Below are 15,174 nucleotides of genomic sequence, written 5' to 3'. Positions count from 1 at the left end.
GCGAACGCCCGGATTACCCCGATCTTCGAGGGAGTGGCGTCATGGCCAAGCGCGGCAACAAGAAGCGAGCACGCAAGAAGAAGAAGGCGAACCACGGCAAGCGTCCCAACGCCTGACCGTTCCGTCCGCAGACGTACGAGAGCCGCGCCCCGCAGGAACGGGGCGCGGCTCTCGCGTGCGTACGCCGTACGGCCGCTCAGGACTCCGTCAGCGTCGCCAGCAGGGTGTCCGCCGCCGCGTACGGGTCCAGCTCACCGGCCGCGACCCGGGCCGCGAGGGCGTCGAGGTGCGCGTCCCCGCGCACGTCCGCCATCCGGGCCCGCAGGGTCGTCACCGCGATCGTCTCCACCTCGCGCGCGGCCCGGGCCGTACGCCGCTCGGCCAGCACCCCGCGCTCGTCCATCCACGCCCGGTGCTTCTCCAGGGCCTCGACCAGCTCGTCGATGCCCTGGCCGCGCGCCGCGACCGTCTTGACGATCGGCGGCCGCCAGTCGCCCGCGCCCCGGGACTCCCCGAGGCCCAGCATGTGGTTCAGCTCCCGGGCGGTGGCGTCGGCGCCGTCCCGGTCCGCCTTGTTCACCACGTACACGTCGCCGATCTCCAGGATCCCCGCCTTGGCGGCCTGGATCCCGTCGCCCATCCCGGGGGCCAGCAGCACCACCGAGGTGTCGGCCTGCGAGGCGATCTCCACCTCCGACTGCCCGACCCCGACCGTCTCGACCAGGATCACCTCGCAGCCGGCCGCGTCCAGCACCCGGATCGCCTGCGGGGCGGCCCAGGCCAGGCCGCCCAGGTGGCCGCGGGTGGCCATGGAGCGGATGTAGACCCCCGGGTCGGAGGCGTGGTCCGACATCCGGACCCGGTCGCCGAGCAGCGCACCGCCGGAGAACGGCGAGGACGGGTCGACGGCGAGGACGCCGACCCGCTTGCCTGCCTTGCGGTACGCGGAGACCAGCGCCGAGGTGGACGTGGACTTGCCGACGCCCGGGGAGCCGGTCAGGCCCACCACGTACGCCCCGCCCGTCAGCGGGGCCAGGGCCGCCATCACCTCGCGCAGCTGCGGGGACGCCCCCTCGACCAGCGAGATCAGCCGGGCCACCGCTCTCGGCCTGCCCTCACGCGCCTGGGCCACCAGCTGGGGGACGTCCACCGTCATACGTGCTGCGCTCCTCGGTTCTCGCTGCGGATACGGCTTCTCGGGTACGGGTACGGGGCGGTCCTGCTTCTTCGGACCGCGCCGTTCAGGGAACGCGGACGATCAGGGCGTCGCCCTGGCCGCCGCCACCGCACAGCGCGGCCGCGCCGACCCCGCCGCCCCGGCGCTTCAGCTCCAGCGCCAGGTGCAGCACGACGCGGGCGCCGGACATGCCGATCGGGTGGCCCAGGGCAATGGCGCCACCGTTGACGTTCACCCTTTCCGGGGTCACGCCGAGATCCTTCATTGACTGCACGGCGACCGCCGCGAAGGCCTCGTTGATCTCGATGAGGTCCAGGTCGGAGACCTGGAGCCCCTCCTTCTTCAGGGCGTGCAGGATCGCGTTCGACGGCTGCGACTGCAGCGAGTTGTCGGGACCGGCCACGTTTCCGTGGGCGCCGATCTCGGCGATCCACTCCAGGCCCAGCTCCTCGGCCTTCGCCTTGCTCATCACGACCACGGCGGCGGCGCCGTCGGAGATCTGCGAGGAGGTGCCGGCCGTGATCGTGCCGTCCTTGGCGAACGCCGGGCGCAGCTTGCCGAGGGACTCGACCGTGGTCTCCGGGCGGATGCCCTCGTCCTGCGAGAAGAGGACCGGCTCGCCCTTGCGCTGCGGGATCTCGACCGGGGTGATCTCGGCCTCGAAGACGCCGTTCTTCTGCGCGGCGGCGGCCCGCTGGTGCGAGGCGGCGGCGAACTCGTCCTGCGGGGCGCGCTCGATGCCCAGGCGTGTGTTGTGCTTCTCGGTGGACTCGCCCATCGCGATGTTCTCGAAGGCGTCGGTGAGGCCGTCGTAGGCCATCGCGTCCAGCATCTCGATCGCGCCGTACTTGAAGCCCTCTCGAGACTTCGGCAGCAGGTGCGGGGCGTTGGTCATGGACTCCTGGCCGCCCGCGACCACGATGTCGAACTCGCCCGCACGGATGAGCTGGTCGGCCAGAGCGATCGCGTCGAGGCCGGAGAGGCACACCTTGTTGATCGTGAGCGCCGGGACGTTCATGGGGATGCCGCCCTTGACCGCTGCCTGGCGGGCGGGGATCTGGCCGGCGCCGGCCTGCAGCACCTGGCCCATGATCACGTATTGCACCTGGTCGCCGGCGATGCCGGCCCGCTCCAGCGCGGCCTTGATGGCGAAGCCGCCGAGGTCGGCGCCCGAGAAGGACTTCAGCGAGCCGAGCAGCCGCCCCATGGGGGTGCGGGCCCCGGCGACGATCACTGACGTGGTGTTGTTCGTTCCGGACATGGAGCACAGCCCCTTGAAGATGAGGGTGAACGAGGGTTTACATGAATGTACTGAGCGGTACCCGCGCCGTCACCGGGCAGTCGGTGTGATCGCTGGCACGTTGCGTGACCACCCTCCGCAGCGGTGCACTGGTCCCATGCTGACAAGAATCGACCACATCGGGATCGCCTGCTTCGACCTGGACAAGACTGTCGAGTTCTACCGTGCCACGTACGGCTTCGAGGTGTTCCACACCGAGGTCAACGAGGAGCAGGGCGTCCGCGAGGCCATGCTCAAGATCAACGAGACCTCCGACGGCGGCGCCTCCTACCTCCAGCTCCTCGAACCCACCCGCGAGGACTCCGCGGTGGGCAAGTGGCTGGCCAAGAACGGCGAGGGCGTGCACCACATCGCCTTCGGCACCGAGGACGTCCTCGGCGACTCGGAGGCCATCCGCGGCAAGGGCGTCCGGGTCCTCTACGACCAGCCCCGCACGGGCTCCATGGGCTCCTCGATCACCTTCCTGCACCCCAAGGACTGCCACGGAGTCCTCACCGAACTGGTCACCTCCAACCCCGACCATTGATGGACCACTGATGGCCCGATTCCCCGGCCGGTAGAGTGGCCATGGCTCGGCCGGGGTTCGGTGCGGAGACGGGGTCGGGGCCTGTGACCCCTGCCCCGGTATCTGACACCATTCCCCGGGGGCGTCGTTCAGCGGGCGAGCGATGCTCAATTGGGAGTGAGCTTGCGACCAGGGGACGGATGGGACCGCGCTGTGCGGGGCTACGAAAGCCAGGAGAGCCATCAGGCTGAAGCCGACCATCTCTCGCGCTTCGAAGCCGAGATGGAGCGGCTGAAGAAGGAGCGCGGGAAGGCCGTCCAGCACGCCGAAGACCTCGGCTACCAAGTCGAGGTGCTGCGCGCCAAGCTCCACGAGGTGCGCCGCAATCTGGCGTCCCGCCCCGCCTACGACAGTGCGGACATGGGCTACCAGGCGGAGCAGCTGCTCCGCAATGCCCAGATTCAGGCCGACCAGATGCGCTCGGACGCCGAGCGCGAACTGCGCGACGCCCGGGCCCAGACGCAGCGCATCCTCCAGGAGCACGCCGAGCACCAGGCGCGCCTGCAGGCCGAGCTGCACGCCGAGGCCGTCAACCGCCGCCAGCGCCTGGACCAGGAGCTCAACGAGCGCCGCCAGACCGTCGAGGCGCACGTCAACGAGAACGTGGCCTGGGCCGAGCAGCTGCGCGCCCGTACGGAGTCCCAGGCCCGCCGGCTCATGGACGAGTCCCGCGCCGAGGCCGAGCAGTCCCTGAACGCCGCCCGTGCCGAGGCCGCCCGCATCGCCGAGGAGACCCGCCGCCGGCTGACCGCCGACGCCGAGGCCGCCCGTGCGGAGACCGAGGCGACCCTGCTGCGCGCCCGCAAGGAGGCCGAGCGGCTGCTGACCGCCGCCTCCGCGCAGGCCCAGGAGGCCACCGAGCACGCCGAGCGGCTGCGCAGCAGCACCACCGCCGAGGCCGAGCAGACCCGGCAGCAGACCCTCGACCTCGGCCGGGTGGCCGAGCAGCGGGTCCAGGAGGCCGACGGCGCCCTGCGCACCGCGCGCACCGAGGCCGAGAAGCTCCTCGCGGACGCCAAGGAGAGCGCCGCCCGGCAGCTCGCCTCGGCGGAGTCGGTGAACGAGCAGCGCACCCGCACGGCCAAGGAGCAGGTGGCCCGGCTGGTCGGCGAGGCCACGAAGGAGGCCGAGGTCCTCAAGGCCGAGGCCGAGCAGACCCTCGCCGACGCCCGCGCCGGCGTCGAGCGGCTGCGCGCGGAGGCCGCGGAGCAGGCCCGCGCGGCGGCGGCCGAGGACACGGCCGCCCAGCTGGCGAAGGCGGCCCGCACCGCCGAGGACGTACTGAACAAGGCCTCCGAGGACGCGCGGGCCACCACCCGCGCCGCGTCCGAGGAGGCGGAGCGGATCCGCCGCGAGGCCGAGTCCGAGTCGGAGCGGCTGCGCGCCCAGGCGGCGGCCACGGCCGACGAGCTCAAGGGCGCGGCGAAGGACGACACCGAGGAGTACCGGGCCCGGACCGTCGAGCTCCAGGAGGAGGCCCGGCGACTGCGCGGCGAGGCCGAGCAGCTGCGCGCGGAGGCCGTCGCCGAGGGCGAGCGGATCCGCGGCGAGGCGCGCCGCGAGGCCGTCCAGCAGATCGAGGAGGCGGCCCGGACCGCCGAGGAGCTGCTGGGCAAGGCCAAGTCGGACGCGGACGAGCTGCGCGGCGGGGCGAGCGCCGAGAGCGAGCGGGTCCGCGCCGAGGCCGTCGAGCGGGCCACCACGCTGCGCAAGCAGGCCGAGGAGACGCTGGAGCGGACCCGCGCCGAGGCGGAGCGGCTGCGCGGCGAGGCCGAGGAGCAGGCGGAGTCGGTACGGGCCGAGGCCGACGCGGCGGCGCGGGCGCGGCGCGAGGAGACCGAGCAGGCCCTCGCGGCGAAGCGTGCGGAGGCCGAGGAGGAGCTCGTACGCCTCCACACGGAGGCCGAGAGCCGGCTGGGCACGGCCGAGCAGACGCTGCGCGACGCCCGCGGTGCGGCGGAGAACATCCGCCGGGAGACCGCCGAGGAGGCCGACCGGCTGCGCGCCGAGTCGGCGGAGCGGATCCGCAGCCTCCAGGCGCAGTCGGAGGCGGAGGCCGACCAGCTGCGCACGGACGCGGCGGAAGACGCCGGGCGTACCCGCGCGGAGGCCGAGCAGGTCGCCGTACGGCTGCGCAGCGAGGCGGAGTCCGAGGCGGAGCGGGTGCGCTCGGAGGCCAAGGAGACCGCGGACCGGCTGCGCGCGGAGGCGAAGGCCGCCGCCGAGCGGGTCGCCGCGGAGGCCGCCGAGGCGCTGGCCGCCGCGCAGGAGGAGGCCGCCCGGCGCCGCCGGGAGGCCGAGGAGACCCTCGCGTCGGCCCGTACGGACGCGGACAGCGAGCGGGCCCAGGCCCGCGAGCAGAGCGAGGAGCTGCTGGCCTCGGCCCGCAAGCGCTCCGAGGAGGCGCAGGCCGAGGCGGCCCGCCTGACCGAGGAGGCGGAGCGGCGCGCCGCGGAGCTGGTGTCGGCGGCGGAGGCCACCGCCCAGCAGGTGCGGGACTCCGTGGCCGGTCTGCGCGAGGAGGCCGAGGAGGAGATCACCGGGCTGCGCAGCGCCGCCGAGCACGTGGCGGAGCGTACGAAGACGGAGGCCGAGGAGGAGGCCGCGCGGGTCCGCGCGGACGCCTACGACGAGCGCGAGCGGGCCACCGAGGACGCCAACCGGATCCGTACCGAGGCGCGGGCGGAGACGGACGCGGCGAAGGCGCTGGCCGAGCGTACGGTCGGCGACGCGATCGCCGAGGCGGAGCAGCTGCGCGGCGACACCGCCGAGTACGCCCAGCGGGTGCGTACGGAGGCGACGGACGCGCTGGCCGCGGCCGAGCGCGACGCGGCCCGTACCAAGGCCGATGCCCGGAACGACGCGAACCGGATCCGCGGCGAGGCGGCGGAGGCCCTGGAGGCCTCGCGTGCCGAGGGCGGCCGGATCGTCGCGGAGGCGACGGCGGAGGCCAAGCGGCTGACCGACGAGACCGAGGCCGCGAACGCGGTGACGGTCGGCGAGGCCGCGGCGGAGGCCGACCGGCTCACCACCGAGGCGGTCCTGGCGGCCGACGCCACCCGCGCCGAGGCGGCGGGCACCCTGGACGAGGCCCGCTCCGAGGCCAACCGGCTGCGTACGGAGGCCGCCGAGCAGGCGGACCGGCTCATCACCGAGGCCGCCTCCGAGGCGGACAAGCTCACCGAGCAGACGCGCGCGGCGAACGAGGCCGCGGTCGGGGAGGCGACGGCGAAGGCCGAGCGGCTCACCCGGCAGGCGTCCGACATGCTGGCCGCGGCCGAGCGGGACGCGGCGCGGGTCCTGGTCGACGCCCGCAACGAGGGCGACCGGCTGGTCGACGAGACGCGTGCGGCCAACGAGGCCACGGTCGGCGAGGCCGCGGCCGAGGCCGAACGGCTGCGCGCCGAGGCGGCGCGGACCCTGGACGACGCCCGTGCGGAGGGCGGCCGGATCATCGGCGAGGCCACCGCGGAGGCCGACCGGGTCACGGTCGCGGCGAACGAGACGCTGGCGAGCGCCGAGCGGGAGTCGGAGCAGACCCTCGACGAGGCGCGCGCGGAGGCGGGCCGGCTGCGCGGCGAGGCCGCCGAGCAGGCGGACCGGCTCATCACGGAGGCGGCGTCCGAGGCGGACAAGCTCACCGAGCAGACCCGCAGGGACAACGAGCGTACGGTCGGCGAGGCGCAGGCCGAGGCCGAACGGCTGCGGGCGGAGGCCTCGGAGGCCCTGGCCTCGGCGCAGGAGCACGCGACCCGTACCCGGTCGGAGGCCGAGCGCGTCAAGGCCGCGGCCGCGACGGCGGCGGAGCGCACGCGTACGGAGGCCCGTACGGAGTCCGAGCGGCTGCTGGACGAGGCCCGCGAAGCCGCCAACAAGCGGCGCAGCGAAGCCGCGGAGCAGGTGGACCGGCTCATCACCGAGGCGGCGTCCGAGGCGGACAAGCTCACCACCGACGCGCAGGCGCAGGCCCTGGCCGCGACGACGGCGGCCGAGGAGCAGGCCGACGCGATGGTCGACGCGGCCCGCAAGGAGGCCGCGCGGATCTCGTCCGAGGCGACGGTCGAGGGCAACTCCCTGGTGGAGAAGGCCCGTACGGACGCGGACGAGCTGCTGGTCGGCGCCCGCACGGACGCGGCCGCCATAAGGGAGCGGGCGGAGGAGCTGCGCTCCCGCGTCGAGGGCGAGGTCGAGGAGCTGCACGAGCGGGCCCGCCGGGAGTCCGCCGAGCAGATGAAGTCGGCCGGCGAGCGCGTGGACAAGCTGGTGCGGGCGGCGACCGAGCAGAGCGTCGAGGCCGAGGCGAAGGCCAAGGCGCTGGTGTCGGACGCGAGCAGCGAGGCGAGCAAGGTCCGGATCGCCGCGGTGCGCAAGGCGGAGGCGCTGCTCAAGGAGGCCGAACAGAAGAAGGCCGAGCTGACGCGGGAGGCCGAGAAGGCCCTCGCGGAGGCGAAGGCGGAGGCGGAGCGGCTGGTCGACGAGGGGCGTCGCGAGCTGGAGGTCCTGGTGCGCAGGCGCGAGGACATTCAGGCGGAGATCTCCCGTGTCCAGGACGTTCTTGAGGCGTTGGAATCATTCGAGGCGCCTTCGGGCGGCGGAAAGCCGGCGGTCGGCGGTCAGGGCGCAGGGGGCGTGAAGGCGGGAGCCGCAGCCGGTTCCACTCGTTCAGGTGGCAAGGCGTCGGAGGGCTAGCAATCGATCAGGATGTGTGTTCCTGATGAAGATTCAGCCGAACGAGTGACAAGCATTCTGCCGCCTTGCCACTCAAAAGGGGTGTCATTGTCCAGATCAAACGTGGATTGACTCGATGACACGCCGCTCGGGCGCCTAGGATTCCCCTAACACCTCACGTAGCACCTCATCGGTCTCATTCGACAGGAACCCCATGAGCGACACTTCCTCCCCCTTCGGCTTCGAGCTCGTGCGGCGTGGTTACGACCGCGGTCAGGTGGACGACCGCATTACCAAGCTGGTCTCCGACCGCGACAGCGCCCTTGGACGTATCAACTCTCTGGAAAAGCGGATCGAGGAGCTACACCTCGAGACGCAGAACGCCCAGGCCCAGGTGAGCGACGCCGAACCGTCGTACGCCGGCCTCGGCGCCCGGGTCGAGAAGATCCTGCGCCTGGCCGAGGAGGAGGCGAAGGACCTGCGCGAGGAGGCCCGTCGCGCGGCCGAGCAGCACCGCGAGCTCGCCGAGTCGGCTGCCCAGCAGGTGCGCAACGACGCCGAGTCGTTCGCCGCGGACCGCAAGTCGAAGGCGGAGGACGAGGGCGTCCGCATCGTCGAGAAGGCCAAGGGCGACGCCTCCACCCTGCGCGCCGAGGCCCAGAAGGACGCGGCCTCCAAGCGCGAGGAGGCCGACGCCCTGTTCGAGGAGACCCGCGCCAAGGCCGCCCAGGCCGCCGCGGACTTCGAGACCAACCTTGCCAAGCGCCGCGAGCAGTCCGAGCGCGACCTGGCCTCGCGTCAGGCCAAGGCCGAGAAGCGCCTCGCGGAAATCGAGCACCGCGCCGAGCAGCTGCGCCTGGAGGCCGAGAAGCTCCGTACGGACGCCGAGCGCCGCGCCCGCCAGACCGTCGAGACCGCGCAGCGCCAGGCCGAGGACATCGTCGCCGACGCCAACGCGAAGGCGGACCGCATCCGCAGCGAGTCCGAGCGCGAGCTGGCGGCGCTCACCAACCGCCGCGACTCCATCAACGCCCAGCTCACCAACGTCCGCGAGATGCTGGCGACGCTGACCGGTGCGGCCGTCGCGGCGGCCAACCCGATCGTCGACGACGAGCCGGTCACGCGCGGCGTTCCGGCGCAGCAGAGCCGCTAGTACGCGCACTGGTACGTACGGCAGTTCACCGGCGGTCGACCGGTCGGACGGCCGCCGTCTACCGGTCCGTGGACGAACGTCCTGCCCGAGGGCCCTATGTCACCTGTTTGAGGTGGCGTGGGGCCCTCGGGCGTTCTAGCGTAAGCGGCATGATCGAGCTTGAGGGCCTTACGAAACGATTCGGCGCGAAGACCGCCGTGGACCACCTCAGCTTCCAGGTCAAACCGGGGGTGGTGACCGGCTTCCTCGGCCCCAACGGGGCCGGGAAGTCCACGACCATGCGCATGATGCTCGACCTCGACAACCCGACCAGCGGCACGGTCCGGATCGACGGGAAGCACTACCGGGACCTGCCGGAGCCGCTGAAGCACATCGGTGCGCTGCTGGACGCGAAAGCCATGAACGGCGGGCGCAGCGCTTACAACAACCTTCTCTGCCTTGCCCAGTCGAACCGCATCCCGGAGCGCCGGGTCGCGGAGGTACTGGATCTTGTCGGGCTGACGCCGGTGGCGAAGAAGAAGTCGAAAGGATTTTCGCTGGGCATGGGCCAGCGGCTGGGAATCGCCTCCGCGCTGCTGGGCGACCCGGAGATCCTCATGTTCGACGAGCCCGTCAATGGTCTGGACCCGGAGGGAATTCTCTGGATCAGAAATCTTATGAAGGGCTTGGCGTCCGAGGGGCGGACGATCTTCGTCTCGTCCCACCTGATGAGCGAAATGGCGCTGACCGCGGACCATTTGATCGTCATCGGCCAGGGAAAGCTTCTGGCCGACATGTCGATGGCTGATTTTATTCACAAGAACTCGCGCAGCTACGTCCGGCTGCGCTCGCCGCAGCAGGAGCGGCTCAAGGACGTCCTGCACGAAGCCGGTATCGACGCCATCAGCGTCCCGGCCACCGGCGTGCTGGAGATCGACGGGGTCGGCCCGGAGCAGCTCGGCGAACTGGCCGCCCAGCACCAGATCGTGCTGCACGAACTCAGCCCGCAACGGGCTTCACTGGAGGAAGCGTTCATGCGCATGACGGCGGACTCCGTCGAGTACCACGCCCACGCACCGGGAGAGCCGGGGCTGCCCCCGGGGCCCGGCCCCGCCGCCGACGCCCCCGCGTGGGGCGCCGGGTACGAGGCGACGCGCAAGGGCGGGCAGTGACCATGTCCTCCTTCCCCGCCGTTCTCCGGTCCGAGTGGACCAAGATCCGCACCGTCGCCTCGACCACCTGGACCCTGGTCGCGGCGCTGGTGGTCACGGTCGGCGTGAGCGCCGGCCTGTGCGCCGTCTTCAACGCCACCTTCAACGACATGCCGAAGGAGCAGCAGGTCACCTTCGACCCGACCCTGGCCAGCTTCGCGGGCATGACCCTCGGCCAGCTCGCCATGATCGTCTTCGGTGTGCTGGTGGTCGGCACCGAATACAGCTCGGGCATGATCCGCACCTCGCTGGCCGCCGTACCGCGCCGGGCGAACTTCCTGGCCGGCAAGCTCATCGTGGCCACCGGCCTCGCGCTGGCCGTGGGCCTCGTCACCAGCTTCCTGTCCTTCTTCCTGGGACAGGCCATCCTGGGCGACCGCAGCATCGGCATCGACGAGCCGAACGTGCTGCGCGCCGTGATCGGCGCCGGCCTCTACATGGCCATGATCGCCCTCTTCTCGATGGGCGTGGCGACGATCCTGCGCAGCTCGATGCTGTCGCTCGGCATCCTGATGCCGTTCTTCTTCCTGGTCTCGACGATCCTCGGGGCGGTCAGCGCCACCCGGAAGATCGCCCAGTACTTCCCGGACCAGGCCGGATCCAAGATCATGCAGGTGGTCCCGGGTGCGATGGACAGCGGCGAGGCCCCCTACGGACCGTGGGGCGGCTTCGGGATCATGGCCCTGTGGGTGCTGGCCGCCGTACTCGGGGGCTACCTGGTGCTGAAGAAGCGCGACGCCTGAGCCGTACGGGCCTGCGGCCGTCCGTCGTGCGACGGACGGCCGCAGGTACTACGGGTCATCCCCGGGTCGAGTCAGGGTGAGCTCAGGGATCCGGCCCGGGGTGGAACCGTAGGCGACTCGATATCCTCTTAACCCTTACGCGGACGAAAGCCGTCCGGTCCTGGCAAGGGGCAGAGCAGAGGCAGAGCAATGATCGAGGCTGTCGGCCTGACCAAGCGCTACGGCGCCAAGACCGCCGTCGACCAGCTGTCCTTCCAGGTCAGGCCGGGTCACGTGACGGGATTCCTGGGGCCGAACGGCTCCGGGAAGTCCACCACCATGCGCATGATCCTCGGCCTGGACCGGCCCACGGCGGGCAGCGTGACGATCAACGGCCTGCCCTTCCGGCAGCTGCCGAACGCCCAGCGGCACGTCGGGGCCCTGCTCGACGCCAAGGCCGTGCACGGCGGCCGCCGGGCCCGCAGGCACCTGCTCTCCCTCGCCCAGCTCTCCGGCATCCCCGAGAAGCGCGTGGACGAGGTGCTGGCGGTCGTCGGCCTCCAGGGCGTCTCCCGGCAGCGTACGAAGGGCTTCTCGCTCGGCATGGGCCAGCGGCTCGGCATCGCCGCCGCACTCCTCGGCGACCCCCAGGTGCTGCTGTTCGACGAGCCGGTCAACGGGCTCGACCCCGAGGGCATCCTCTGGGTCCGCACCCTCATGCGCCGGCTCGCCGCCGAGGGCCGCACGGTGTTCGTCTCCTCACACCTGATGAGCGAGATGGCGCTGACCGCCGACCACCTCATCGTGATCGGCCGCGGGCGGCTGCTGGCCGACATGGGCACCCAGGAATTCATCGCGCACAACTCGGCCGGATTCGCGCGGGTGCGCGCGGCCGACAATGATCACGGTGGCCGGGATGCACTGGGTGAAGCCCTGACCAAGGCCGGCGGCCGGGTGCTCCAGGAGCCCGACGGGGCACTGCGCGTGACCGGCCTGGAGCTGCCGCGGATCTCCGACCTCGCCCACGAGGCGGGCGTACGGCTGTGGGAGCTGTCCCCGCACCGGGCCTCGCTGGAGGAGGCCTACATGCGGATGACCCAGGCCGACGTGGAGTACACCTCCACCGAGGACCCGCGCGCCGAGCTGTGGGAGCCGGAGCCGCTCACCGTCCCCGCCTGGGAGGACGAGCTCCAGGCGCCGGAGGTGCCGCGGGGCTCCTTCTTCGCTCCCCCGCCGCCCGGGGCGGGCGGCCAGCCCTTCCTGATGCCCGCCGACCCCGGCCAGCTCGCCGGGACCGCACAGAACACCCCCAAGGACACCCGCGAGGACACCCGATGACCGGCCCCACGACGCCCGCGAGCCCCGCGAGCCCTACGAGCACGGCGGCGCGGCCGAAGAGCTACAGCTCGCCGCTGGAGACGCCCCGGCCGCACCTCGGGCACGCCGTGGCCTCCGAGTGGACGAAGCTGATCTCGGTGCGCTCGACCGTGTGGACGCTCGGCTCGCTGGTGCTGCTCGTCGTCGGCATCGGGCTGCTCGCCGTCTCCGAGACGCGCTCCAGCGACTACCGGGAGGTGCCGCTCACCGCGCCCGCGCTGTTCGGGCTGCTGGTGGGCCAGATCCCCGTGATGGTGCTCGGCGTCCTGACGATCACCTCCGAATACGGCACCGGGATGATCCGTACGACCCTGACCGCCGCCCCCGATCGGGCGCGGGTGCTGACCGCGAAGTACCTGGTGTTCGCCACCACCGCCTTCCTCACCATTTCCGGTTCGGTGGCGGTCGTGGGACTGGCCTCCGCGATCCTGCGGGGCGGCTCGGCCGCCGGGCCGCACGGCGCCTCCGAGTGGACCCACGCGCTGGCCGGCTGCCTCTACGTCACCCTGCTCGGGGTGCTGGGACTCGCGGTCGGGGCGATGCTGCGGCACTCCGCCGGGGCGATCGCCGTGATGCTGGGGCTGGTCACGCTGCCGCCGGTGATAGGGGCGATGCTCAGCATGTGGGAGACCCTGGCCCCGATCGGCAGCACCGTGCTCCGCTACAACGCCCCGGTCGCCCTCATGAGGCTGTTCGGCCTGTCGGGCGCCGACACCGGGAACTCGCCCGGCAGCGCGGCCCAGGTGCTGCTGATCGTGCTGGTGACGGGAGCCTCGGTGGCGGGCTCGTACGCGGTGGTCGGCCGCCGCGACGTCTGATCCCGTACGCGGGAGTCAGTACTTGGGAGCGTTCCTGGACCGCTGCACCCGAGAGGTGCGGCGGTCCTTCGCGTTCCAGCACGCCTTGTGCCAGTGCCGGCGGTCGTCCACGCCGCCGTACTCCGGCCAGGCCACCAGGTGCGGGGTGCCCGAGGGGATCTCCTGGTCGCAGCCCGGGCAGCGGTAGCGCTTGCCCGCCGCGCTGGCGCCCGCGACGTGCCGGACCTTCCACTGCTCGCCCTGGTACTCCTCCGTGCTCTCCAGCCCGAAGCGGTCGAGGCCGGTGTAAGGGCGTTCTTCCGGAGTCTCGCCGCCCCTGGGGCGGTTGTGGCGCGGTGACACGTATACCTCACGTAGGGGCGGACCGAAGTGACTTTCTCCCAGACTACGCGCAGCGAGGCCGGGTACCCGCAGGGTGGCTGACAGAGGCAGGCCGACGGCGACGCGCTCGCAGCCGGCCGGCCTGACTATCCCAATAACTTTCGTGTCAGGCCGTGCCTTTGGCACGTGTCAGACGTTGTTGTCATCAGATGAACCGGTCCACCTGGGGGAGGCCGCGTCAGCCACGAGGAGGGTAAAGGCGATGCGCGTAGGAGCGTTTGTACTGGCGGCCCAGTTCCCGGGCCAGGGGCAGGGGGAGGCGCTGCACCGGGCGGTGCGGACCGCCGAGGTGGCCGAGGAGGCGGGGCTCGACTCGGTGTGGCTCGCCGAGCACCACTTCGTCCCGTACGGGGTCTGCCCGTCGGCGGTGACCCTGGCGGCACTGCTGCTGGGGCGGACGCGGCGGCTGCGGGTGGGAACGGCGGTCAGCGTGCTGCCGAACACGCACCCGGTGGCCCTCGGGGAGCAGGCGGCGCTGCTGCACCTGACCTCGGGCGGCCGGTTCACGCTGGGGGTGGGCCGGGGCGGGCCCTGGGTGGACCTGGAGGTGTTCGGCGGCGGCCTGGACGCCTACGAGAAGGAGTTCCCGGAGGGGCTGGACCTGCTGCGGCGCTGGCTGGCCGAGCCGCGGGTGGCGGCCGCCGGCGAGCGGTACGGGTTCCGCGAAGTGGCCGTCGTACCGCGTCCGTCGGAGGCGCTGGACGGGGACGGATCAGGGCCGGAAGTGATCGTCGCGTGCACCTCCCCGGCGTCGGTGCGGCTGGCCGCGGAGCGGGGGCTGCCGATGCTGCTGGGCATGCACTGCGGGGACGAGGACAAGGCGGAGATGGTCGCGCTGTACCGGCGGACGGCAGCGGCGGCGGGCCACGACCCGCACGCCCCGCACGTGTCGGCCGGCGTGTGCCAGCTGGCGGACCGTACGGCGGACGCCCGCGAGGCGCTGCTGAAGGCGATGCCGGGCTGGCTGAAGCAGGGGCTGGACGCGCACGTGACGGTGGACGGCCGGGTGCGCGCGATGCGGGATCCCGTCGCCTATACCGAGCTGCTGTGCGATCTGCACCCCGTGGGCACCCCGCGGCTGGCGGCGAACCGGCTGGCGGCCACCTCGGAGCGGACGGGCATCACGCGGTTCGCGCTGCTGGCGGAGGGCTCCGGGGATCTCGCCGCGACGGAGGAGAACGTACGGCGCCTCGGCGCCGAGGTCCTGCCCCGTCTCGGCTGAGGCTGCCGCCCCGGTATCACCTCCCCCGATACGGAGCGGCAGCGGAGTACGGTCGGTCAGCAGTCCCGGAGCTCGGGCGACTGGTTGAGCAGCTGGCCACGGATCGAAGTGAACTTGGCGAGCCGGTCGTCCGACGAGGGATCCAGCGGGAACACGGCCACCCGGTGGCAGTTCTGGAACGCCAGGCGCACCCCGAAGTGCCGCTGCAGCGCACCACGTATCGCGTCACTCGCGAGAGCGCGCAGCAGCTGCCCACGCGCCTGCTCGTCGGGCGGCGGCGTCTGGTTGTCGGCGAACTCTCCGCCGTCCACCTTCAGCTGTGCCACCAGCGAGCTGATCATCTCCCATGCGAAGGGCAGGGAGGTCCGGACGCAGTCGACGAAAGCGGCTTCGTCGACCTCGCCTCGCTCGGCCTGTTCGAGTAGGGCCGGTGAGACGTCGAGCGACATGGGTTCTCCTCTCGCGACCCCGGCCGTTTGGGTTGCCGGAGTCTTACGGGCAGGGAAGGAGGCCGCGACGCAGAGTGCACGCTCCGCCACCTCCCGCTCACCACGGTAGGCGCCCCGTGGGTGCCGCACCAGGAGAATGCGCATACAACGCG

Annotated in this window: 13 protein-coding genes; 9 read left to right on the top strand and 4 right to left on the bottom strand. The window is 72.3% G+C overall.

Features of this window, described 5'->3' with window-relative positions; all coding sequences use genetic code 11:
- The first annotated feature begins 41 nt into the window (after nt 1-41).
- Nucleotides 42-116: a 50S ribosomal protein bL37 gene (locus ADK52_RS44980; protein WP_099895366.1), complete on the top strand. Its 75-nt coding sequence runs from the start codon at nt 42-44 to the stop codon at nt 114-116.
- An 80-nt stretch (nt 117-196) separates the two neighbouring features.
- Here the strand turns inward: ADK52_RS44980 and meaB are convergent, their stop codons facing one another.
- Together meaB and ADK52_RS10285 are read right to left on the bottom strand one after the other, a co-directional pair.
- The gene (meaB, locus tag ADK52_RS10290) at nt 197-1,156 is read right to left on the bottom strand and encodes a methylmalonyl Co-A mutase-associated GTPase MeaB (protein WP_030857200.1); all 960 of its coding nucleotides are present in this window, start codon (nt 1,154-1,156) and stop codon (nt 197-199) included.
- A gap of 85 nt (nt 1,157-1,241) precedes the next feature.
- Nucleotides 1,242-2,438: an acetyl-CoA C-acetyltransferase gene (locus tag ADK52_RS10285; protein WP_078988207.1), complete on the bottom strand. Its 1,197-nt coding sequence runs from the start codon at nt 2,436-2,438 to the stop codon at nt 1,242-1,244.
- Between the two features lie 136 nt (nt 2,439-2,574).
- Here ADK52_RS10285 and mce point away from each other — a divergent pair, with 136 nt between their 5' ends.
- The 7 genes from mce to ADK52_RS10250 all read left to right on the top strand — a co-directional run bounded on the left by mce (nt 2,575) and on the right by ADK52_RS10250 (nt 12,970).
- On the top strand, nt 2,575-3,003 hold the full coding sequence (mce, locus tag ADK52_RS10280) for a methylmalonyl-CoA epimerase (RefSeq protein WP_048476381.1): 429 nt from the start codon (nt 2,575-2,577) through the stop codon (nt 3,001-3,003).
- A 192-nt stretch (nt 3,004-3,195) separates the two neighbouring features.
- Complete coding sequence (gene scy / locus ADK52_RS10275) at nt 3,196-7,731, top strand: polarized growth protein Scy (RefSeq protein ID WP_053689442.1); 4,536 nt, start codon at nt 3,196-3,198, stop codon at nt 7,729-7,731.
- Between the two features lie 193 nt (nt 7,732-7,924).
- Nucleotides 7,925-8,863: a cellulose-binding protein gene (locus tag ADK52_RS10270; RefSeq protein ID WP_030153801.1), complete on the top strand. Its 939-nt coding sequence runs from the start codon at nt 7,925-7,927 to the stop codon at nt 8,861-8,863.
- A gap of 149 nt (nt 8,864-9,012) precedes the next feature.
- A complete protein-coding gene (locus tag ADK52_RS10265) occupies nt 9,013-10,014 on the top strand; it encodes an ABC transporter ATP-binding protein (protein WP_053689441.1) in 1,002 nt (333 codons plus the stop codon).
- Nucleotides 10,015-10,016: 2 nt separating this feature from the next.
- On the top strand, nt 10,017-10,796 hold the full coding sequence (locus ADK52_RS10260; protein WP_053689440.1) for an ABC transporter permease subunit: 780 nt from the start codon (nt 10,017-10,019) through the stop codon (nt 10,794-10,796).
- Nucleotides 10,797-10,985: 189 nt separating this feature from the next.
- On the top strand, nt 10,986-12,113 hold the full coding sequence (locus tag ADK52_RS10255; protein ID WP_063783809.1) for an ABC transporter ATP-binding protein: 1,128 nt from the start codon (nt 10,986-10,988) through the stop codon (nt 12,111-12,113).
- A complete protein-coding gene (locus ADK52_RS10250) occupies nt 12,110-12,970 on the top strand; it encodes an ABC transporter permease (protein ID WP_053689504.1) in 861 nt (286 codons plus the stop codon). The genes ADK52_RS10255 and ADK52_RS10250 overlap by 4 nt, the downstream gene beginning before the upstream one ends.
- A gap of 15 nt (nt 12,971-12,985) precedes the next feature.
- Here the strand turns inward: ADK52_RS10250 and ADK52_RS10245 are convergent, their stop codons facing one another.
- Nucleotides 12,986-13,312 (bottom strand): hypothetical protein, encoded by a 327-nt coding sequence (locus ADK52_RS10245; protein ID WP_053689439.1) that lies wholly within the window; start codon nt 13,310-13,312, stop codon nt 12,986-12,988.
- 241 nt (nt 13,313-13,553) lie between these two features.
- On the opposite strand from ADK52_RS10245, the gene ADK52_RS10240 reads away from it, so the two are divergent.
- A complete protein-coding gene (locus ADK52_RS10240) occupies nt 13,554-14,573 on the top strand; it encodes an LLM class flavin-dependent oxidoreductase (protein WP_053689438.1) in 1,020 nt (339 codons plus the stop codon).
- Between the two features lie 56 nt (nt 14,574-14,629).
- Here ADK52_RS10240 and ADK52_RS10235 read toward each other — a convergent pair whose 3' ends face one another.
- Nucleotides 14,630-15,022, bottom strand: coding sequence for an SCO5389 family protein (locus ADK52_RS10235; protein ID WP_030153794.1), 393 nt, complete (start codon nt 15,020-15,022; stop codon nt 14,630-14,632).
- Between the last annotated feature and the right edge of the window lie 152 nt (nt 15,023-15,174).

Source organism: Streptomyces sp. WM6372 (genome assembly GCF_001279655.1).
Classification (GTDB): Bacteria; Actinomycetota; Actinomycetes; order Streptomycetales; family Streptomycetaceae; genus Streptomyces.
Note: the sequence above shows the minus strand (reverse complement) of the source record. Positions and strands in the feature narration are given on the sequence as shown.

Excerpts from the sequence above, each read along its gene's own strand:
- ADK52_RS10270 (WP_030153801.1), top strand. The coding sequence starts at position 7,925 with ATGAGCGACACTTCCTCCCCCTTCGGCTTCGAGCTCGTGCGGCGTGGT.
- ADK52_RS10240 (WP_053689438.1), top strand. The coding sequence starts at position 13,554 with ATGCGCGTAGGAGCGTTTGTACTGGCGGCCCAGTTCCCGGGCCAGGGG.
- ADK52_RS10235 (WP_030153794.1), bottom strand. The coding sequence starts at position 15,022 with ATGTCGCTCGACGTCTCACCGGCCCTACTCGAACAGGCCGAGCGAGGC.
- ADK52_RS10255 (WP_063783809.1), top strand. The coding sequence starts at position 10,986 with ATGATCGAGGCTGTCGGCCTGACCAAGCGCTACGGCGCCAAGACCGCC.
- mce (WP_048476381.1), top strand. The coding sequence starts at position 2,575 with ATGCTGACAAGAATCGACCACATCGGGATCGCCTGCTTCGACCTGGAC.
- ADK52_RS10250 (WP_053689504.1), top strand. The coding sequence starts at position 12,110 with ATGACCGGCCCCACGACGCCCGCGAGCCCCGCGAGCCCTACGAGCACG.
- ADK52_RS10265 (WP_053689441.1), top strand. The coding sequence starts at position 9,013 with ATGATCGAGCTTGAGGGCCTTACGAAACGATTCGGCGCGAAGACCGCC.
- ADK52_RS10260 (WP_053689440.1), top strand. The coding sequence starts at position 10,017 with ATGTCCTCCTTCCCCGCCGTTCTCCGGTCCGAGTGGACCAAGATCCGC.
- ADK52_RS10285 (WP_078988207.1), bottom strand. The coding sequence starts at position 2,438 with ATGTCCGGAACGAACAACACCACGTCAGTGATCGTCGCCGGGGCCCGC.
- meaB (WP_030857200.1), bottom strand. The coding sequence starts at position 1,156 with ATGACGGTGGACGTCCCCCAGCTGGTGGCCCAGGCGCGTGAGGGCAGG.